Origin of the sequence: Thioalkalivibrio thiocyanodenitrificans ARhD 1 (assembly GCF_000378965.1) — a bacterium.
Taxonomy (GTDB): Bacteria; Pseudomonadota; Gammaproteobacteria; order Ectothiorhodospirales; family Ectothiorhodospiraceae; genus Thioalkalivibrio_A; species Thioalkalivibrio_A thiocyanodenitrificans.
On sequence record NZ_KB900536.1, the window covers coordinates 1,044,420 to 1,065,114 of the forward strand.

21 protein-coding genes are annotated in these 20,695 nt (G+C 65.2%); 5 read left to right on the plus strand and 16 right to left on the minus strand.

The annotated features are described in order from the left end of the window. Positions 1–20: 20 nt before the first annotated feature. A complete protein-coding gene (locus THITHI_RS18495; protein ID WP_018231949.1) occupies positions 21–941 on the plus strand; it encodes a TorD/DmsD family molecular chaperone in 921 nt (306 codons plus the stop codon). 42 nt (positions 942–983) lie between these two features. Continuing rightward, positions 984–1,481 carry an FKBP-type peptidyl-prolyl cis-trans isomerase gene (locus THITHI_RS0104855; protein WP_232199383.1) on the plus strand — a complete coding sequence of 166 codons (498 nt, stop codon included), beginning with the start codon at positions 984–986 and terminating at the stop codon, positions 1,479–1,481. Between the two features lie 193 nt (positions 1,482–1,674). On the opposite strand, the gene THITHI_RS0104860 is transcribed toward THITHI_RS0104855, so the two are convergent. From THITHI_RS0104860 to THITHI_RS0104885, 6 genes are all read right to left on the minus strand, one after another. Then, the gene (locus THITHI_RS0104860) at positions 1,675–2,505 is read right to left on the minus strand and encodes a universal stress protein (RefSeq protein WP_018231951.1); all 831 of its coding nucleotides are present in this window, start codon (positions 2,503–2,505) and stop codon (positions 1,675–1,677) included. A gap of 27 nt (positions 2,506–2,532) precedes the next feature. Next, a complete protein-coding gene (locus THITHI_RS0104865; protein ID WP_018231952.1) occupies positions 2,533–2,832 on the minus strand; it encodes a CC/Se motif family (seleno)protein in 300 nt (99 codons plus the stop codon). Then, positions 2,829–3,872, minus strand: a complete 1,044-nt coding sequence (arsB, locus tag THITHI_RS0104870; protein ID WP_051079971.1) for an ACR3 family arsenite efflux transporter — start codon at positions 3,870–3,872, stop codon at positions 2,829–2,831. The genes THITHI_RS0104865 and arsB overlap by 4 nt, the downstream gene beginning before the upstream one ends. Positions 3,873–3,951: 79 nt before the next feature. After that, a complete protein-coding gene (locus tag THITHI_RS0104875) occupies positions 3,952–4,431 on the minus strand; it encodes an arsenate reductase ArsC (protein ID WP_018231954.1) in 480 nt (159 codons plus the stop codon). Positions 4,432–4,434: 3 nt separating this feature from the next. Beyond that, positions 4,435–4,803, minus strand: coding sequence for an ArsR/SmtB family transcription factor (locus THITHI_RS0104880; protein WP_018231955.1), 369 nt, complete (start codon positions 4,801–4,803; stop codon positions 4,435–4,437). A gap of 102 nt (positions 4,804–4,905) precedes the next feature. After that, positions 4,906–5,493 (minus strand): histidine phosphatase family protein, encoded by a 588-nt coding sequence (locus tag THITHI_RS0104885; RefSeq protein WP_156820599.1) that lies wholly within the window; start codon positions 5,491–5,493, stop codon positions 4,906–4,908. 153 nt (positions 5,494–5,646) lie between these two features. Here THITHI_RS0104885 and mobB point away from each other — a divergent pair, with 153 nt between their 5' ends. The 3 genes from mobB (at position 5,647) to THITHI_RS0104900 (ending at position 7,960) form a co-directional block, all read left to right on the plus strand. Further along, the gene (mobB, locus tag THITHI_RS0104890; protein ID WP_018231957.1) at positions 5,647–6,192 is read left to right on the plus strand and encodes a molybdopterin-guanine dinucleotide biosynthesis protein B; all 546 of its coding nucleotides are present in this window, start codon (positions 5,647–5,649) and stop codon (positions 6,190–6,192) included. 29 nt (positions 6,193–6,221) lie between these two features. Continuing rightward, positions 6,222–7,481 (plus strand): molybdopterin molybdotransferase MoeA, encoded by a 1,260-nt coding sequence (gene moeA, locus THITHI_RS0104895; RefSeq protein ID WP_018231958.1) that lies wholly within the window; start codon positions 6,222–6,224, stop codon positions 7,479–7,481. Positions 7,482–7,696: 215 nt separating this feature from the next. Next, the gene (locus THITHI_RS0104900) at positions 7,697–7,960 is read left to right on the plus strand and encodes a hypothetical protein (RefSeq protein ID WP_018231959.1); all 264 of its coding nucleotides are present in this window, start codon (positions 7,697–7,699) and stop codon (positions 7,958–7,960) included. Positions 7,961–8,000: 40 nt separating this feature from the next. Here THITHI_RS0104900 and THITHI_RS19725 read toward each other — a convergent pair whose 3' ends face one another. The 10 genes from THITHI_RS19725 to THITHI_RS0104950 all read right to left on the minus strand — a co-directional run bounded on the left by THITHI_RS19725 (position 8,001) and on the right by THITHI_RS0104950 (position 20,659). Then, on the minus strand, positions 8,001–8,780 hold the full coding sequence (locus THITHI_RS19725) for an alpha/beta fold hydrolase (protein ID WP_018231960.1): 780 nt from the start codon (positions 8,778–8,780) through the stop codon (positions 8,001–8,003). A gap of 53 nt (positions 8,781–8,833) precedes the next feature. Beyond that, the gene (locus tag THITHI_RS0104910; RefSeq protein ID WP_018231961.1) at positions 8,834–9,667 is read right to left on the minus strand and encodes a universal stress protein; all 834 of its coding nucleotides are present in this window, start codon (positions 9,665–9,667) and stop codon (positions 8,834–8,836) included. 83 nt (positions 9,668–9,750) lie between these two features. Continuing rightward, complete coding sequence (locus THITHI_RS20535; RefSeq protein WP_018231962.1) at positions 9,751–11,322, minus strand: AMP-binding protein; 1,572 nt, start codon at positions 11,320–11,322, stop codon at positions 9,751–9,753. A gap of 75 nt (positions 11,323–11,397) precedes the next feature. After that, positions 11,398–12,840, minus strand: coding sequence for an acylating sulfoacetaldehyde dehydrogenase (gene sauS, locus THITHI_RS20540; protein ID WP_051079915.1), 1,443 nt, complete (start codon positions 12,838–12,840; stop codon positions 11,398–11,400). A gap of 183 nt (positions 12,841–13,023) precedes the next feature. After that, positions 13,024–13,989, minus strand: coding sequence for a Bug family tripartite tricarboxylate transporter substrate binding protein (locus THITHI_RS0104925; RefSeq protein ID WP_026186064.1), 966 nt, complete (start codon positions 13,987–13,989; stop codon positions 13,024–13,026). 86 nt (positions 13,990–14,075) lie between these two features. Further along, positions 14,076–14,522 (minus strand): tripartite tricarboxylate transporter TctB family protein, encoded by a 447-nt coding sequence (locus tag THITHI_RS0104930; protein ID WP_018231965.1) that lies wholly within the window; start codon positions 14,520–14,522, stop codon positions 14,076–14,078. Continuing rightward, entirely contained in the window at positions 14,519–16,042 is a 1,524-nt protein-coding gene (locus tag THITHI_RS0104935) for a tripartite tricarboxylate transporter permease (protein WP_018231966.1), read from the minus strand. The genes THITHI_RS0104930 and THITHI_RS0104935 overlap by 4 nt, the downstream gene beginning before the upstream one ends. 299 nt (positions 16,043–16,341) lie before the next feature. Beyond that, positions 16,342–18,087, minus strand: coding sequence for a sulfoacetaldehyde acetyltransferase (gene xsc / locus THITHI_RS0104940; protein ID WP_018231967.1), 1,746 nt, complete (start codon positions 18,085–18,087; stop codon positions 16,342–16,344). Between the two features lie 356 nt (positions 18,088–18,443). After that, positions 18,444–19,211 (minus strand): IclR family transcriptional regulator, encoded by a 768-nt coding sequence (locus THITHI_RS0104945; RefSeq protein WP_033337075.1) that lies wholly within the window; start codon positions 19,209–19,211, stop codon positions 18,444–18,446. A 263-nt stretch (positions 19,212–19,474) separates the two neighbouring features. Beyond that, entirely contained in the window at positions 19,475–20,659 is a 1,185-nt protein-coding gene (locus THITHI_RS0104950; RefSeq protein ID WP_018231969.1) for an acetate/propionate family kinase, read from the minus strand. Positions 20,660–20,695 lie beyond the last annotated feature (36 nt).

A 20,695-nucleotide genomic window follows, 5' to 3' on the forward strand; every position in this document is an offset into this window, starting at 1 on the left:
TCAGGATGGAGTACGGACACATGGCGATGTCACAGAACCACCTCCTCATGCCTGGTCCGGCGGCATGGACCGAATGGGCGGAAGCCTGCCTGTGCCTCGGTCACGGATTTCTGCCTCCGCGGCATCCGCGGTTTCGCAGGGGGCTGAGAGACGATCTGACCGCGGATCTGCGTGACCTCAATCGGCAGATGTCCCTCGCGAGTGAAGGTGCCCTGGCGCGGTTCGAATCGGCCTTGCGGGATCTCGATCCGGATTCCGACGCCCTGTTGCGCACATACAGCCAACTCTTTCTCGCACCGCCCACACCGGCGAGCCTGAACGCGGGCATGTACCTGGACGGCGGCATCTTGGGCAACAGCGTCCTCGAGATGGAGGAGATATACGAGCGCTACGCCCTGGCCAGGGATGCGGAGTTTCGCGACCTACCCGATCACCTGGCCCTTCAACTGCAATTCCTCGGCTACCTGATGGCCTGGTCCAGCGAAAGCGATACGCCGGACGAGGCACTCAAGGATGCCCACGGCTTCATCCGCAACCACCTGCTGACCTGGCTTCCCGTGCTCATCCGGCAATGCCGGTGCGCGGAAGCACGGTACGCGCTGCCCCCCGTGTACAGTTCACTCGTCGCCGTGACGCTCGAGGCACTGGACAGCCTGCACCGTGTGCTGCCCGAGCCTGCCGCAGGCGATATCGAGACCCCACCCCGGGACATCCCCGACAACCCCGCGCCGAAACCGGCTGCGGACAGCGGTGATACAGCCACATGCGGCCGTTGCAGCAGGCCCTTCATGGCAGGCAGTGAACTCGCCGCCATGATCACGGCGCTTCAGTCCCACGGACTGGATGCCAGTCACCTGGCCGTGTGCGCCGATTGCCGGACATCAGCCATGGGCCTGCAACCGCTGACGCCGCCCCGGCCAAAGAAGCCCGGCCGGGAATGAGTCCGGGTAACCGGCGGACCGCACCCGCAAGGGGGGTTGATCATGAACATGCCACCCACGATCTCCAGGGGACACCGGGTCACGGTGAAATGCCGAGTCCGCGACCATGACACCGGCGCCCCGCTGGGTGAAGAGTCCGGGCTCCCCGGTGAATCCTCCTTCACCTACCTGCACGGATTCGAGGACAGTGCCATCCCGGGGCTGTCCCGGGCACTGCAAGGGGCGGCCGAGGGATTCTCGGGCGAGGTCACCATTCCCCCGGTGCTGGCCTTCGGTGCATACCGGCCGGAGCTGGTGTTCGAGGCCATGCGCGAGAACCTGCCCGCCGACACTCCGCTGACACCCGGGAAACCCCTGTACACCTGCAGTGACCAGGGCGCCTTTCAATTGCGCGTCGTACGGCTCACCGACCGGGGTGCCGTGCTCGACGGCAATCACCCCCTGGCGGGTCGAACCTTGCGGGTAAACGTGGAGGTCGTATCCGTGCGTCAGGCCACCGCCGAGGAGATTGCGCGGGGCACAACCGCACCCGCCCACTGACCAATCACACCGAGCCCGACCGGGCACAGGAGTCGTAGGTTGGGGTTCACGTTGCTCACCCCAACCTACGACACTTGTTGCCCTTCGAAGCCCCCGAAAACCGCCTGTTCTCACGGGGACAATGGGTGATTCCGGAGTTTGCTGTTTTCTCCGCGCCTGCGCGTCTCCGCAAGAGAATCAGGCAATGGCTCCGTCATCCTGACACGCGCTCCGGCACCAGCAGCACCAGCCGGCGCGCGCCGTGACACACCGCCTCTGCGGTACTGCCCAGCAGCAGGTCGGTCATGGGATTGTGGCCGCGCCGGCCGATAATGATGAGGTCCGCATCCTTCTCTTCCGCCACCCGTGCGATCTGCTCGGCGGGCCTGCCCTTGCCAAGCAGTACCGTCTCGAACCCGTCGGCCGGTGCCTGCTCGCCCAATGCAGCCACATGGGCTTCAACACGGCGATGCTGGTCCTCGAATTCCGGTCGGCCTTCCCATCGACCCACGGACACGACCACCCCGGGCTCACACTGGCGCAGCAGTCTCAGGAACACGGCCTCGGCACCGGCGGCTGCGGCGGAACCGTCGGTGGCCAGCAGGGGGCGACACACCGCCTTCTCCGGCAACACGGCGGTCTCGTCCGTGGGCGCCAGCAGCAGGGGGCGCTCGATCCGGCGGGCCAGGTCGAGAACGGTGCTGCCCAGCAGGAGATCCCTCAGCGTGCTGTGGCCGTGGCTTCCGGCCAGGATGACGCCGGCCTCCCGCTCCCGGGCCACGCGTCCCAGTTCAGCGGCCACCAGCCCGACACACACTTCGGTGTCGACCTGAAAACCCCGTGCCCGAAGCGAATCCGCGACTTTGCCAAGCCGTTGCTCGTAATGCGTGCGATGGCTCACCTCCGGCGCCTGGGTGTAACCGGAGGCGATCACGTGTACCAGTGTCAGCCGGTGGCAGCCCAGGGCCTTCACACGCTCCAACTGTGCCTCCAGGCGCTGCCAGGCGGGAGAGAAATCCACGGCCACCAGGATATGCTCAAACATGTGTGACTCCCGATTCCCGGATGCGATTCATGGCCTGTTCGTCCAGCGATCCACCGCGCCTTCCACCGTCAGGCGGTGCAGGGACAGGAAACCCTCCAGGTCGATTCGGCAGGATCCGTCGTGCAGTCCACGTTCCACATGCACGCATACACCGTCCACCTCCTGCGCAGCGTACCTTTTGCGGCTGCGGGGCGCACCCGCCTCGGCCACCGGCACCGCTGCGTGACCTCCGCAGCAGCCATGGCGCGGTGAGCCGCGCAGCGTCACTTCACCACCCCGGTCCAGCAGCCAGTCCCGCGCCGGGGCGCTGAGGCTGATCGCGTTCACGCGGGATGCGGCGCCTCCTGCGCCGGGAACCAGTGCCGGGTGCGGTTGGCGATGCGCACCAGGGCCAGCATCAGCGGCACCTCCACCAGCACACCCACCACCGTGGCGAGCGCCGCCCCGGACTGCAGTCCGAACATGGCGATCGCCGCCGCCACGGCCAGCTCGAAGAAGTTGCTGGCGCCGATCATGGCACCGGGCGCCGCCACCGCGTGGCGCACCTTCCACGCCTTCGCCCAGCGATAGGCGATGTAGAAGATCAGGAACGTCTGGATGGTGAGCGGCACCGCGATCAGCAGGATGTGGAACGGGTTGTTCAGGATGGTCTCGCCCTGGAACGCGAACAGCAGCACGAGCGTGATCAGCAACCCGATGGGCGTCACCGGCGCCAGGCGCTTCATGAACACGTTGTCGAACCACTCGATGCCCTTGCGCCGGATGAGCAGAACCCGCGTGAGATAGCCGGCCGAGAACGGGATGACGATGTAGAGCAGCACGGACAGCGCCACCGTCTCCCAGGGCACGACAATGTTGGACACCCCCAGCAGCAACACGACGATGGGCGCGAAGGCCACGAGCATGATGAGATCGTTCACCGCCACCTGCACCAGCGTGTACGCGGCGTCCCCCCGGGTGAGGTAGCTCCACACGAACACCATGGCGGTGCAGGGCGCCGCGCCCAGCAGGATGGCGCCGGCCAGGTACTCGCGGCCCAGGTCCTCGGGGATCCACGGTGCGAACACCACCAGGAGGAAAAACCAGGCGAGGGCGAACATGGTGAAGGGCTTGATCAGCCAGTTGACCGTGGTGGTGACGCCGAGCCCCTTGGGCTCACGGCGTACCCCCAGTATGGCGGAGAAGTCGATCTGCACCATCATGGGATAGATCATGGCCCAGATGAGGATCGCCACCGGGATCGACACCGAGGCGTATTCCCAGCGCGCCAGCGTTTCCGGGACCACGGGCAGCCACTGGCCGAGGGCCACACCGGCGATGATGCACAGGGCCACCCACACGGTCAGGTAGCGCTCGAAGAAGCCCATGCCCTCGCTGACGGGCACCGTATCGCTGGAAGCATTCCGATTCACGAACGGCCCCGACCCTTGCTATGCCATGGACTGCTCATGCGCCAGGCCCGCCGATACGGTCCAGTTCCGATAGCAGACGTTGCGGATCCCGTTCGAGCTCATCCAGGGACAGTGCCAGCAGGGCCTCGATGCACCGGCGCAGGATCCGGTAAGCCTGCTCGAAGGCCGCCTCGATCTCGGCCTCGCTGCCCGTAGCCCTGGCGGGATCCTCCACCCCCCAGTGGGCACGAATAGCCGATCCCAGATACGCGGGGCAGCTCTCGCCGGCGGCACTGGCGCACACGGTGATGACCACGTCGGGGGGCTCGGGGAGGTTGTCCCAGGACTTGCTGTGCAGGCCTTCGGTGGAGATGCCCTCCCGTTGCAGCAGGGCCAGGCTGCGCGGATGGACGAATCCGGTCGGCTTGCTGCCGGCGCTCATGGCCCGCCAGCCCGGCGGCGCCAGGTGGTTGAACACCGCTTCGGCGAGGATGGAACGGCAGGAGTTGCCGGTGCACAGGATCAGGATGTTCATGGTTCAGGGCTCGCGGCGGGTGGCAGGCAGATCGGAGTCGGCGTCGACGCATCCGGAGAGGGCGGAGACATTCACGCACAGCTCCGGGTGCCCGGCGCAGCACTCCTCCGTGAGATAGGCGATCAGCTCGGCCATCAGGGGAATGTTGGCCCGGTAGCGCTGGTAGCGGCCCTCCTGGGTCACCGACAGCAGGCCCGCGCGGGTCAGGGTCTTGAGATGGAAGGAGAGATTGGTGGGCGGCAGGTCCAGGGCGGCCGATATGTCGCCCGCCACCATGCCCTCCGGTCCTCGTCGCACCAGCAGCCGGTAGACGTCCAGCCGCACCGGCGAGGACAGGGATTCGAACATCCCGATGGCTGTTGTCTGATCCATATTTCAATACTACAAGAACTCTTGAAATATTGTCCAGCATCTTGCCGCAGGGAAGCGGGGTGTTACCGGTCAGAAAGGAATCAGCCCGCGAATGAATGCCAATCAGTAATACGACTCCAGCGGGATCTCGCCCAACACGTCGAACCCGCCGGTGCCATCGGGCTGCAGGATCACGAGGCTGCCTGCCTCCACGTTCTGGAAGGTGATGGTGTTGATGTTCGGACGATGGGTCATCAGGAACAGATTGCCCGGGCCGCGGAAATCGCCGATACGATCACGCACGTCCTCCAGGAGGAAATCCGCGTCGTCCACGGGAAGAGCATTGAGCAGGTTCAGCGCATTCCAGCCCTCGGCCCCGCCAAAGCCCAGTTCCGCGGTCTCGCGCGCCCGGCAGAATTCGCTGGTCAGCACCTCTGCCACCTGCACCCCGTGCTGCCGGATGGCGTCTCCCAGAGCCCTGGCCTGCGCCCTGCCCTCGTCGCTGAGATTCTGCTCTTCACTGCAATCGCCATCGCTCAGGTGCAGGGAACGTTCCGGTTCCGCCTCCTCGGACTCGGTGTGGCGCACCATCGCGACCTTGCCCCCTTCCGCAAGGGCGGCCCACAGGGGATCCTTGGCCTGAACGGGGCCCACAGTCAGGCCGGCGAGCAGCAGCCCCGCCATTGCGGCGAGAGTGAAACGGCGTGTCATGGGTATCATGATCAACCTCTGAGTGATTTTTTATATTCGGTTTGCACCGGCCATTCTAGCCATATCCACAGTTAAATGAATGATATTGATCAAGCGCAGCTTTGTGTCGATTGTTCGCCGATCCGCAAGGCTGTGCGACGATATACTGCGTGAATGAATACCGATCACGTCGATACCCTGTCCTTCATGCTGCCCGTCCTGGGCTTTGCCGCCTGGAGCGGCACCGGCAAGACCACCCTGCTGACGCAGCTGATTCCGCGGCTTCGTGAACGGGGCCTGCGCATCGCCATGGTCAAACACGCCCACCACGCGTTCGACGTGGACAAGCCGGGCAAGGACAGTTACGAGCTGCGCAAGGCCGGCGCGAGCCAGATGCTCATTGCCTCGAGCCGGCGCATGGCCCTGATGACCGAGCTCAACCCTCCCGCGGAACCCGGGCTCCCGGAGCTTCTGGCACGGCTGGACGCCAGCCGCGCGGACCTTGTGCTGGTGGAGGGTTTCAAGGAGGCACGGATTCCCAAGATCGAATTGCACCGCCCGAGCCTCGGCAAACCGCTGTTGTTCCCGGACGATCCGGACATCGTCGCCGTGGCCAGTGACGCGCCCCCGGGGCGTCCCTGCGACCGCGTATTGCTGGATCTCAACGATCTCGGGACCATCACGGAATTTGTCCTACAATGGCAGCGCAACCACCGCTGACACCCCGAATAAATGAAACGGCATGCCTCATGACCCGAACACAGACCACCACCTGCATGGATGAATTCGACCCCGCCGCCCAGACCGTGGAGCAGGCGCTGGCAAACATACACGCACTGACCGAACCCGCGAGAGGCATCGAGCGGGTCGGCCTGCGCGATGCCCTGGACCGTGTGCTCGCCCGTGATGTGCACGCGGCCATGGACGTGCCGCCGGAGCGCAACTCGGCCATGGACGGTTATGCCTTCGCCGGCCGGGATCTCGATCCCGAAGGCGGGACCCGGCTGAAGCTGACGGGGCAGTCCCTCGCGGGCCACCCGTTCTCCGGCACACTGGGCGCCGGTGAATGCATACGCATCATGACGGGCGCTGTCATGCCGGACGGGGCCGACTCGGTGGTGATGCAGGAACGGGTGGAGATCGACGGCGACGTGATCGTCCTGGCGCCCGGCACAGGAGCGGGTGAGAACGTGCGGCTGCCGGGCCAGGATGTGTGCCGGGGCGACGTGCTGCTGGGCGCGGGTCGCGCGATCAATGCCGCCGACATCGGCCTGCTGGCCTCCCAGGGGATCGCCGAGGTGGACGTGCGCCGGCGACCCGTGGTGACCTATTTTTCCACCGGCGACGAACTGCGCGGCATCGGCGAGGTGCTGGCGTCCGGGCAGATCTACGACAGCAACCGGCACACCCTCCATGCCCTGCTGCGGCGGCTGAGCGTGGAGATCCGGGACATGGGCGTCATCCCTGACGAGCCCCAAGCCATCCTGCAGGCCTTCAGGGACGCCATGGACACCTCGGACATGGTCATCACCACCGGCGGCGTCTCCGTGGGCGACGCCGATTATGTCAAGCAGACCCTGGAATCCCTGGGGCGCATCGATTTCTGGAAGATCGCCATGAAGCCGGGACGCCCGCTGGCCTTCGGCCGCCTGGGCAATGCCCTGTTCTTCGGTCTGCCCGGCAACCCGGTTTCCACCATGGCCACCTTCATCCTGTTCGTGCGCCCCTCTCTCCAGCGGCTCATGGGTGCGGAACCCCGAGAACCGCTGACACTGCGCGCCAGGTGTCTGAACCGCCTGCGCAAGACCCCCGGGCGCACGGACTATCAGCGCGGCATCCTCTCCCGGGACGAGTCGGGCCGCCCGGTGGTGGGGACAACCGGCCTGCAGGGCTCCCACGTGCTCAGTTCCATGAGCCGCGCAAACGCGTTGATCGTCATCCCCCTGGAGGCGGGGGACGTGGAGGAAGGTACCGAAGTGGACGTCATACCGCTGGATGGCCTCATCTAGCTGCGTGAAGCCCCCCGGGCGCCTGCCGGACACAGCGTAGGAGCCCGGTCCTCCGGGCGATCCTGCCCAACCCAAACCCCGATCGCCCGGAGGACCGGGCTCCTACGGGCGGAAGACCTCGGCGGCGCGGCAAGATCTTGCCGCAGTGCAGCATTTCCGGTATATTGCACTGCAACAAACCGATTGCCGTATAGACCTGTCCGGAGAATGCGCCGATGTCCCGCCTGAGCTTTCGTTTTCCCGCCCCCGACGAGTCCGCAGCCCGCGACCAGGCGGCGGAACTGGCAGCGATCGCTTCCCTGGAACCGGTACAGGTGACCCGGGATGGCAACGACGTCCGGGTCGAGATTCACCACCCCCTGGCCCTGTTGCTGGCCAGGGCAACCGACCTGGTCTGCTGCTGCTTCGGGTGCCTGTCCGAGTTCCTGTGCCCGCACCGGGCACACGACTACAAGCCGCAGGGCACGCAGGGCGCCTGAACGGCCCGGGCGAGCGCGAGCCGGGGCCGCCGGACATGGCTTACGGCTGAAGACCCACGCGCTCCAGATGAGTCCGCACGATGGCCGCCACCGCCCGGTCAGCCTTGAAATGGACCTCGTGGCCCACCCCTTCGATCACATGCATTGCACCGCCGAGGGCGGCCGCGCCGGCCTGAACCCGCCTCAGAAAGCCGTCCTGTGCCCCTGCGTAATGACAGGAAGGCGGCATTCGCGCCATCGGGGGCAATGCCGGCCATTCCCGAAGCGCCAATGACACCGCGGCGAGCGCCGCCGGGTCATTGTTGCGCTCGAAGCGTTCGCGAAACACCCGCACCCCGGGCCCTTCCTCGGCGCCGTCCGGTGTCAGCACCCGCCAGAAGCCCTGCCAGTCGCCGCGGCTCAGGGCTCCGGCCCGGGCCTCGAGATAATCGGGCCCGTCGTCATCACCCGGCAGGGGCGGCCCGGCGCCGCCGACAATCAGCGAGGCCACCCGCTCGGGCGCATGGGCCAGCATGGCCCAGGCATTCCGCCCGCCCATGGAATAGCCCCAGATATGTGCCCGGTCGATGCCCAGCGCATCCAGAACCGCGGTGAAATCCGCCACCCGCCCACGCGTCTCATAGGCATCCTGTTCGTGGGGGCGATCGCTGCGTCCATGGCCCAGGGCATCCACCGCCACCAGGGCGTACCGTTGCGAGAAATCCCGCAGGTAGGGAAGCCAGCTCCTGCCCGACCCGCCGAACTCGTGCAGCAGCAGCACCGGCGCTCCGGCACCGTGCACCTGGAAATGAATCCGGAAACCTCGGGATGTGACCTGCATCGTCGGTGATCGACCGCGGGTGTCGGGATCCTGCGCCCCGCCGCCGTGTGCGGCTACTTCACCACCAGTACCGCGCCGTCGAAGTGACCCACGACACGCTCGGAGACACTGCCCACCAGCAGACGCGCGATACCCGTACGGCCGTGGCTGCCGACCACGATCAGATCGGCCCCCTGCCGATTGGCGTACGAGACGATCACGTGGTGGGGTCGCCCTCTTTCCACGACGCAGTCCGCCAGGGTGTCCAGTCCGGCGAGGGAGGTCCTGGCACGATCGGCGATCTCCCGGGCGGTGCCGGCGTCGGGATCGTCCTTGCTGCCGGTGACGACCGCCAGTACATGCAGGGGGATTCTGAACGCCCGGGCAAACCAGGCGGCCGAGGCCACGGCCCGCTCGCTGAAATCCGAGCCGTCGGTGGCCACCACGATGCCATGCCAGGGGACGGATGCACCCCGGGGCGCCACCAGGACCGGGCACGGGGCATGGCCGATCACCTTCGCCGTACTGTCGCCCATCATCAGGCGGCTGAGATCATTGCGGTTGCGCCGCCCCATGACGATCAACTGGGCCTCGGATTTCGCGGCATGATCCGTGATGGCGCGAAACGGTTCGGCCGCCGGTTCCACCACCGATGCGCAGGACACATTCTGCCCCGCCATGCGCCGGCACAGATCATCCACGTGATCGCGGGCGTTCTTGACGGCCGCGTGTTCGCCATGGGGCACCACCACCGGGTACCCGGTGGCACCAAGCACCGCCTGCAGGACAGTCAGCCCCGCGCCGCTGTTTCTCGCCAGCCAGGCGGCGACCGCCTCGGCGGGATGGCTGTACTCGGTGCCGTCCGTTGCCAGCAGGATCCTTTCGAGTCGTTCAACTGGGGCAGCCATGTTTCACTCCGTCTCGTGCATTCCGTGGGCAGCCGCTGAGGGCATGCGGGGGAATCCGTGCGCAACCGCCCGGCCGTTTTCCTTCAGTCACGGCTCATATTCGTGCTTACCGGAGGCGCCGTATGGCGCATCTCCTCCAGGATATCCGGGATCCGCAACCGCTGAATCTTTCCGGACGGCCCCTTGGGCACCCAGCGTACCACGGCGATCTCACAAGGCGCCTTGTACCGGCCCAGCTTGTCCACACAATACGCGCGCAGCGTCTCCCCTTCGAGAGACACGCCGTCGCTGGGCACCACACAGGCCATGATCTCCTGACCGTAACGGTCATCGGGCACGGCGAAGGCGGCGGCCTCGAGCACGCCCGGGTACTGGAGCAGCACCTCGTCGATCTCCCGGGGAGCCACGTTCTCGCCCCCCTTGATGATCAGTTCCTTGATACGCCCGGTGATGAAAAAGTAACCGTCCTCGTCCTGATAGCCCAGGTCGCCGGTGTACAACCAGCCGTCGTCGCCAAGGGCGCTGCGTGTGGCCTCGGGGTTCTTGTAGTACCCGGACATGACGTTGTCACCGCGAACCACCAACTCCCCCACCTGGCCCCGCGGCATCTCGTTGCCCTCGCTGTCCACCACCCGGACCTCGTTCCCGTAGGGGATGCCCGGCGACCCGTACTTGCCGGTGGCGGGCGGCAGCGGGTTCGACAGGATCTGCGCCGCGGTCTCGGTCAGGCCCATGGTCTCCACGATGCGGATGCCGAAGGAATCCTCGAACGCCTTGTGCATCTCGGGCGACAGTGCCGACGAGGCGCTTCGGCCGAAGCGCACCTGACGGAAACCTTCCCCGTTCTTCACGTGATCCGCCGTTTCCGCGGCCTTGTCGAGCACATAGGCGATGATGGTGGGCACCACGCTGAACCAGGTGCACTGATGGCGCTCGATCCACGTCCAGAAGGCACTGCTGCTGTAGCGGTAAGGGATCACCAGACTGCCGCCGCTCAACAGCGGCGCGATGACCGTCACGATCTCGCCGTTGATGTGATAAAGGGGCAGCACGCACAGCGCCCGGTCCCGCTCCGTCAGGGAATGGGCCTCCACGGTGTATCGCCCGCCGGCGATCACACTGCGGTGACTGAGCATCACCCCCTTGGGGCGGCCCGTGGTGCCGGACGTGTAGATCAGCAGCGCCGTATCCTCCGGCTCGGGCCGGCCGCCGGCGGCCTCTTCGCCGGCCGGCCAGGGCCACCGGGGCCCCTGTTCCAGGTGCGTCGGAATCCGCGTGATGGCGCGGTCGATGCCCGCCACGATGGCCTCCGCCCGCTCGCGGTAGGTCTCCGTCACGAACAGGAGCCGGCTGTCCGAGTGATCCAGCACGTAGCGCAACTGATCGTCACCGGATACCGCGTTCAGGGGCACGATGATCCGTCCGCTGGCCATCACGCCAAGAAACAGGATGGCGGACCAGAGGCCGTTCTCCATGAGAAAGGCTACCTTCTCGCCCCTGCCGACGCCGCCCGCGGAGAGATACCTGTCAATCACGTCGATGTAGCGGCGCAACTGTTCGAAGCTGACGGTTTCGGAGGTCTCGGGGCCGATGAGAAACGGCTCGTCCGCGCGCTTCCCGGCCCATTTTTCCGCGAGTGTGAGAATCGTGCTCATGGTGATCTGAACCCTCGACAGAATCCCGGAATCAGTGATGACGGATGCGGCAGCGCGCCGGGCGATGCCCGCCAGTCAATCCGCGTCGATGCCGTACTTCTTCCAGTACGGTTCAAACAGTTCCTGCATCGTCGGCTCCACGGGGGGAATCGACCTCGCGATGCGCGTGATGTTCATGTAATGGTTGACATTCAGGTTCTCGGAGATGGGATTTCCACCCCAGGTCCCGCAGCCCATGGACAGAGAGAACGGCAATCCGTTGTCGAAGCTTCCACCGGTCGCGAAGGCGTGGGCCTGGTTGACGATGACCCGGCATACGGGCATCTCCAGGCCCAGACGGCGGACGTGGTCATCGTCGCGGGTATGAATGCCGCATGAATGTCCAGCCCCCTGGTGCTCGAGGATCTCGCGCACCCGGTCGAAGGCGGCATCAAAATCCCGTGCACGGTAGAGGGTGAGCACTGGAGACAGCTTCTCGCTCGAAAACGGGTGGTCGCGCCCCACCCCGCTCTCCTCCACCATCAGGATGCGGACATCGTCCCCGGTGGCACGGTCAATGCCCGTGGCGCGCGCGATCTCCACGGCGCTCCTGGCAAGCAGGTTTCGATTCAACGCACCCTGCTGCCACAGATTCTCCTGCAGGCGCTGCTTCTCCTGCGCATCCAGCAGTACCGCCCCCTGGCGGGCCATGGCGGCCAGCATCGCGTCATAAACCTCGTCCACGATCACGAGGCTGTTCTCGGAGGAACAACTGGTGGCATTGTCGAAGGTCTTGGATGCCGCGATCCTGGCCGCCGCATCGTCCAGATCCGCCGAGGCATCGACAATGACCGGCACATTGCCGGTGCCCACGCCGATCGCCGGCGTGCCGCTGGCGTATGCGGCACGCACGTTGTTCTGGGAACCGGTGACCAGGACCAGATCCACCTGGCGCATCAGCTCCAGCGTCATCTCCTTGGTGACCGGCGTCGGCAGGTACTGCACCAGGTCCCTTGGCGCGCCCACGCGGTCGAGTTCCTCGTGCATGTAACCCACGAGCCGGGCGCACACCTCCGCCCCCTTGGGCGACGGCGAAAGGATCACCGCATTACGGCACTTGAGGGCATTGATGACCTTGTTGGCCGGCGTCGCGGCCGGATTCGTGGATGGCACCACCGCGCCCACCACTCCGACCGGACGGGCAATCTCCACCAGTCCGAGTTCGGGCAGCTCGCGGATTACGCCCACCGTCTTCCGTCCCTTGAGATCACGCAACAGACCCTTGGTCTTGCGCTCGTTCTTGATCATCTTGTCCCGAACATTGCCAAGCCCGGTCACCTTGACCGCCAGCTCCGAAAGCTCGCGGTTGCGATCGGGCTGCATGAGCGCCCAGGCGATGCCGGTGACCGCCTCGTCCACCCGGACCTGATCGAACTGTTCGAACAGGCGCTGGGCAGCCCGGGCCCGGGCAACCACTTCGGCGACTCGTGCCGCGGCCTCCGTGTCTGCCGCCTGTCCACTGACGTGTTGGGAAACCATAGTCTTGCTCTCTGAAAGGGCTTCACCCATCCGCCGGGCCGGGCACAGGCCCATGCCTCACGTGGGGAGCCGCAACGACGCCGGACGGACCGGCGCCGGATAAGATCGGAATCAGGGGCCGGGCCGTCCCTGACCCCCACTCACCGTCCGTGACGGGCCCCTGTAAAAACACTGCCAACAGACTCAGTTGGCTTCCATGCCCTCGAACAACTGCTCCAGGGTCACCTGCTGGCGCTCCCAGAGTTCCCGCGTCTCGGCCCGGTTCATGACACGCAGGGGTGAGCCGCCCGCCAGCATGCGGCCCTTCACGCGGTCGTGGTTGAACATGTTCACGAACGCCTCGGACAGCCGCTCCAGCCGGTCCGCGGGGACGCCCTGGGGTGCCATCACACCGCGGAAGTTCACGCTGGTGTCGTCCACGTCGAAGCCCCGCTCCTTCAGGGTAGGCACATCCGGCAGGAAGTCCTTGTCACGCTCCAGGTCCGCGATGGCCAGGATTTTCAGACGATCGCGCGCACGATAGGCGTCGGACAGGTTGTTGAAGCCCGCCATGGTCTGACCGCCCTGCACGAACCGCATGGCATCCACACCGCCGGAAGTAGGCACATAACGCAGCTCGATGTCTGCCGCCCGCTCCAACTGCAGGCTCGCGATGTGGTGACCCACGAACTGTCCGGCACCCGATACCGTAACCCCGCCGGGATTCGCCCTGGCGTATTCGACCAGATCTTCCACGGTGTCGAACTGGCTGTCCCGGGAGACGATCAGTACGGCAGGATCCGCACCCCAGTTGGCGATCGGCTCAAGGTTGTCCTTGTTGTAGTGGGTATCATGCATGATCGACTGCGCGATGAAATGCGGCACGTTGTATCCGGACAGCTCGTAGCCATCCTTGCCAAAGGACTGGACCACCTGGTTCCAGCCCACCTGACCACCGGCACCGGGGCGGTTGATGATCGCCACAGGCTGGCCCAGGAACTCCTCGGACGGAATGGTCACGATGCGTGCCTGGAAGTCGGAAGCACCACCCGCGGTGTACGGGATCATTACGGTCAATGGACGTTCGGGGAAATCCGCCTGCACGGCGCCCAGCGCGCTCAGGCCGAATACGACCGGAACCGCCAGCAACCCCATCAGATATCGTTTCATGAAATTCATCATCGGTTACTACCTCCTTAACATCCCATTGTGGATTGTTTTGGGGCCGGTTCATGGCCGGCCCGCTGTTGGGCTCGTCAAAATAAGAGTGCTCGTGGCAAATGAACGTTCAACAGGAGAACAAACAAGAGATACAGGGTGAATGTGAAACACAGGCCGACGAATACCATGATTCCCAGCCGCCGCATGGTGAAACGTTCCGGGCTGAACACCAGGGCCGTGGCCATGAAGACCAGAAACGAGGTGGAGAAGAATCCCAGGCGCGGCGCGAGAAAGGCCAGCCCCAGCAGGATGACAAGCATGGGCCAGATGATCCGCATGGGGATCGATTCGATGTCGGCCGCCATGAGCAGCTTTCCGGGCTTGAACGCCATCACCGCGAGACCCACCGACAGCACGACCATGGTAAGCGCCACCATGCGCGGAAATTCGTACCCGCGGGCATCCGGCGATGACCAGATCAGGAGGCCGACGGACAGAAGCACGCAGGTGACGGCGGCCAGTCGTTGAGCCCAGACATTCATTTCCCCGATGCCTCCGCGCTTTGGGCCGCGCGACGTCTGCTGCGTATCTTGAGTTCACTGTAGATGCTGTAGCCCACCGACACGAGGCACAGGGAGATCAGTACGATATTGATGGTGCCGGTAAAGAAGTATGGCACGGGGCCGTCCAGGGCCGGGGCGATGATCAGCCCCTGGAGCAGGTTCTCCTCGGCAATGGGGCCGAGAATGATGCCCAGCACCACCGGTCCGGGGCCGAAACCGTAACGCATGGCGAAGTACATGCCCGTACCGAGCACGAGCATCACGAGAACGTCCGAATAGCTGTGCTGCACGCTGAACGTGCCGAAGATGGCCAGCACGGCCACGGCGCCCGCCATGTACTGCTTGGGAATACGGATCACGTAACGGCTCAGGGAACTGATATAGAGACCGAACACCATCAGCAGGATCTGCGCGGCCAGCAGGGCACCCAGGAACGTCCAGACCACCTGGCCGTGCTGCGTGAACAGATCCGGTCCAGGAAACAACCCCTGAATAAGCAGGCCGCCCAGCAGCACCGCCGCGGTGGGACTCCCCGGAATGCCCAGTGACAGCATGGGGACCAGTGACGACCCCACCATGGCATTGTTGGCGCTTTCCGAGGAAATGACGCCGTCCGCTTCCCCTTTGCCGTAATTCTCGGGATTCTTGCTGAACTTCTTGCTCTGATCGTAGGCCAGCAACCCGGCGATCTGCCCGCCGGCGCCGGGGATGAGCCCGACGATGGCACCCACCACGCTGCCCAGGGAGAGCGTGCGCACCCGGCTCAGGTTGTAGCGCACCGACCGCCAGATGCTGCGGCTCTCCATCCGGAACTCTTCACCGGACTGGCCCCGCCAGGCACTTTCCACCATGTAGAGCACCTGCGGAATGGCGAACAGCCCGATCAGCGCCGGCACGATGCTGACGCCGCCCTGCAGATGGCTGGTAAAGACGAATCGCTCCGTGCCGAGAATCGGGTTGAATCCGATCAGCGAGATCCAGATCCCGAACGCCCCGGCGATCAGCCCCTTCAGCACCGACGCGCTGCCGAGCGATCCGATCACCGTGACGCCGAGGATGGCCACCCAGAAGAGTTCCGAAGGCCCGAAGCGCAACGCAAGTTCCGCCAGCGGCGGCGTGAAGAAGATCAGGACCAGCACGCCGAGCACACCGCCGATGCCGGAACTGATGAAGCAGTAATGCAGCGCCTCGGTGGCCCGGCCGCTCTTGGCCATGGGATGGCCGTCCAGGATCGTGGCGATATTGGCCGGCGCCCCCGGGATGTTGACGAGGATCGCGCTGACCGCGCCTCCGGCCACCGTGGAGGCATAGATCACGCCGAGCAGAATGAGCCCGGAGGTCGCATCCATCTGGAAGGTGAACGGGATCAGCAGCGCCACGGCCATGGTGGGGCTCACGCCGGGCATGGCGCCAAGCAGCAGCCCCACGACGGTCCCGAGGATCAGGATGACGAGGTTGACGCCACTGAATACCTCGGGAAGGTACGTTAGCAACTCCACGATCGATTCTCCTGCCTCATGACCCCTCCGCCGCTGTCCGGTGATCCCTTACCGGAACCTGTGCATGGCGCATGGAAACCTGTCCTCGGGGATCCGCGACCCCTGAAGATCCGTCCATGCGCTCGTTCGGGCAACACGCGATCCGATGCAATGCGCCTCCGCGGGGCACCGGATGCGTATTCACCCTTTATAGTCGTTCTATATGGCTTCCCTATCTGCTGTCGACAATCTCGATCCGGCACGCAGCGGGCCGGTCACCTGCTTCCCCGGACAAGGGGGCGCCATGGCGCCCGCCCTGCTCACATGTACTTCTTGTACTTGTCCAGCAGGCGCTTGGGATGCTTGAGCGCGTCGCGGCGGAACGGGTCGCCCAGTTCCCGCGAGACATTGATCTCGATCACCGTGGTCTTGCCCTCCTGCTGCGCCTTGCATGCCGCAGCCAACGCGCCGCCCACATCGTCGAGCTTGTCGACGGTCACGCCCTCGGCACCCATGGAACGCGCAATCCCCGCCCATGACGGGCTGTTCAGATTCGAACCCACGAAACGCTCGCCGTAGTAATCCACCTGGTTCTTCTTCTCGGCGCCCCACTGGCGGTTGTTGAACACCACCGCCGTGACCGGGATGTTCTCCCGCACGCAGGTGAGGATCTCCACCATGCTCATCGCCCAGGCGCCATCACCCACGTAAGCCACCGCCGGTCGGTCCGGCGCACCCACCTTGCAACCGATGATCGCCGGCAGCGCATACCCGCAGTTGCCGAAACTCATGGCAGCGAAGAAGCTCCTTGGCTGTTCGAAGCGCAGGTAGGAATTGGACACCGAGCAGATGTTGCCGATGTCCGTGGAAACCATGGCGTTGCCGGGCATGGCCTTCTCCAGTTCCCGAAGCACCTGACGCGGATGCAGGCCGCCGTCCGAATCCGCCACCTTGAGACTCCAGTCGTCGCGCTCGTGGCTCCAGGAGTCGAGCTCCTTCTCCCACTGCGCCTTGGTGGTCTCGATGGTGCCAAGCCGCTCGTCACGGCTGGCGTCGCAGGCAAGCTTGCGGTCCTTGAGTCTTGCCAGCAGCGCACGCGCCACCGACGCCGCATCACCCAGCAGATCCACATCGGTGTTCTTCACCAGCCCCAGCATGTCCGGATTGACGTCCACCTGGATGATGCGCGCATCCTTCGGCCAGTAATCGAGCCCGTGCTGGGGCAGCGTGCCGAAGGGGCCAAGCCGGCTGCCGAGCGCCAGCACCACGTCGGCCTTCTCCATGAGCTGCATGCCGGCCTTGGAGCCCTGGTAGCCCAGCGGGCCGGCCCAAAGCTTGTGGCTCGCCGGGAAGGAGTCGTTGTGCAGGTAACTGTTGACCACCGGCGCGCTCAGGCGCTCGGCGAGTGCGATGCACTCGGCAACGCCGTCCGACATCACCACCCCGCCTCCGGAGATGATGACCGGGAAACGTGCCTCGGCCAGCAGGTCGGCGGCCCGGTCCAGTTCACGCTCGCCGCCGGCGCCGCGCTCGATGACCTTCGGACCCGGGATCTCGCACTCGATCTCGCCGTAGAACAGATCACGCGGGATGTTGAGCTGGGTGGGCGCATTCTCGTTGATGGCACGATTGAAACAGCGCGCCGCGATCTCCGCCATGCGGTCCGAACGGCTCAGGTGCCCCTGGTACTTGGTGATCTTCTCGAAGTACGGCAGCTGCTCGGTCTCCTGGAAACCACCCAGGCCCTGGGAGTTGGTGCCCGTCTCCGGCGTGATCGCCACCACCGGGCTGTGCGCCCAGTAGGCCGCGGCGATGCCGGTGACAAAGTTGGTGATCCCCGGACCGTTCTGAGCGACGCAGACCCCGTGCCGTCCGGTCACCCGGGAGTATCCGTCCGCCATGTGGGCGGATCCCTGTTCATGCACCGTGGGTATGAAACGGATACCCGCCGGTTCGAAGATGTCCAGCGCATCCATGAACGCCGAACCCACGATGCCGAAGACATTCGTGACGCCATGCGCAGCCATTGTCTCCACCAAAGCCTCACTGGGGGTCATGCGTTTCATCAGTCTTTCTCCTTGGAAATAGGTCAGGCTCTGAATCCTGTCCCGCGGCCGGCCTCCCGAACCGGGGCCCGCGGCGGGTCACGAATCACGTCGGGCAGTACGAAATTAAGGGGCCATTATAGACAATTCCCGAGATGATGCGTCTCATTTTTAGCGTATTTTGTCGTTTTTGTGCAATCAGAGGGAAAAAAGTTCTGGCCCATGGATTGCATGCACCTGTCCCGGACGGCATGGATTGCGAGAAACATGAATGACTTGCCGTCGGGAAATATCGCACGGGATACACCGGGCGGTCGTGGTGACCGGACCGCCCGCATCGTCACGACGGCCGCAACGGTCCGGGTCTGCCCGGCGGTTCAGCCGTACATGATGGGGGCGAGTTCGCGGGCGGCCTCACGCAGATCCGGCAGGATGGCGCGCAGTTCCGCCAGGGAGCGGCGGGGAATGGAGGCATGAATGGATACGGCGACGATCGGCGCACCCCTGGGCGGGCGGATGGGCACGGCAATACAGGCCATCCCTTCGATGAATTCCTCGTTGTCGATGCCCACCTCCTCCCGGCGTGTACGCGCCAGTTCACGCTGAAAATCCTCCGGGTGCGTGATGGTGTGGCGGGTCTTGGGCTCGAGAACCAGCGAGGCGATCAGGCGGTCACGCACCCGCTTGGGCTGCAGGGCCAGCAACAGCTTGCCGGTGGCCGTGCAGTGCAGCGGCACATGGGAACCGACATCAAAACGCAGCCGCAGCGGCCAGGCGGAATCCACCCGGTCCAGGTAGGTGATGCGGTCACCTTCGAGCAGCACGATGTTGCAGGCCTCACCGACCTTCTTCGCCAGTTGCTGCAGGATCAGATGCTGCGGACCGCGCATGGCCTCGCACTGGAACACCTTGTAGGCAAGGTCACGCAATGCCGGGCCGGGCACGAAGCGACGGCCGGTCTCATCCTTGAGCAGGTAGCCCTCCTCCTCCAGCAGGGCCACGATGCGGTGTACGGTGGGTTTGGGCAGGCCTACCAGATCCGAGATCTCCGGAAGTGCCAGGGGCAGCTGGGCATTGGTCACCGCATGCAGCACCTGCAGCGTGCGCGCGCCCGCCGAACCGCTCTGACGCTTCTTAACCGGCATATCCAGCCACTCCGCGGCCGCGGGCACCGGTCCACTCACCGTGACGCGGCAGTAAAACAGGCTGGTCGGCAGTCGTTGTTGTCACCATGCGGTTCCGTTCGATGTCGCGTCCGAAACAGGGCGCGATACCCGTTGCGATCGGAGAGATATGGAAGGCGCAGCCCACGCGAATATGAAACTCCCCCGCGTTTTTATAGCATGTCATCGCACCCCGGGCATTCGGGCCGGATGCTTTCAATCATGAAAACGCCGGCGGTGCCGACTCACGCCATCTGCAGACAATCCAGCGTGTGCCGGGCGATCATCAGCTCCTCGTTGGTGGGGATCACCCACGCGTGGACCCCGCTGCCCCCGGTACTGATGCGGCCCGAGCCCTGCTCGTTGGCCGCTTCATCCAGCTGCAGACCCAGCCAGTCCAGGCGCCGGCAGATGGCCCGCCGTATGGGGGCCGCATTCTCCCCGACCCCGGCGGTGAACACCAGCGCATCCAGTCCGCCCATGGCGGCCGCCAGGCTGCCGATCTCCCGAACCGCACGATAGACGTAGTACTCCACCGCCTCGGCAGCCGCCGCTTCGTCGCTGGTCAACAGTTCCCGCATATCGGCGCTGATGCCGCCGGACAGGCCCAGCAGCCCGGATCGGCGGTAAAGCAGGTCCTCCAGCTCGGCAATGCTCATGCCTTCGTTCTGAAGCAGATGCAGGAGTACGCCCGGATCGATGCTGCCGCAGCGCTGGCCCATGGGCAGACCGTCCAGGGCGGTGAAGCCCATGGTCGTGGCCACGCTGCGGCCGTCCTGCAATGCACACATGCTGGCGCCGTTGCCCAGGTGCGCGACCACGGTCCGGCCGCGGGCGGCACGGGCGTCGACGTCCGGAAGCACCGAGGCGATGTACTCATAGGACAGGCCGTGGAATCCGTAGCGCAGGATGCCCCTGTCCTCGTACTCCCTGGGGAGCGCGAAGCGCTGTGCCACCCGGGGCTGCCGGCGGTGCACCGCGGTATCGAAACAGGCGACCTGAGGCAGGGACGACCACAACCGGGATACCGCGTGAATGGCCTTGAGATTCTGGAGCTGGTGCAGGGGCGCCAGGCTGCTGTAACTCTCCAGCATGGCCAGCGTGTCCGGCTCCAGACGCACGGGACGGCTGAAATGGGCGCCGCCATGCACCACCCGGTGGCCCGCCCCCACCAGTTGCCCGTCTTCCAGAAGCTCCTCCAGCCAACGCAGCGCCTGGTCCAGGGCCTGATCGTGATCGGCGGCATCATCCAGATTGCGCCTGAGCAGGGATCGGCCCTGCTCATCTGCGAAGCAGAGATACGCACGGCGCCCCCCCAGGCCGTCGGCCTGCCCGCGAAAGCGCGGTTCCAGAACAAGGCCATTCACCGCGTAGAGCGCAAACTTGATACTGGACGAACCTGCATTGATGACCAGAAGGCTTCGGGTCATGGTGTCTCCGCATCTGTCTCAGGGCCGTCGAACTCG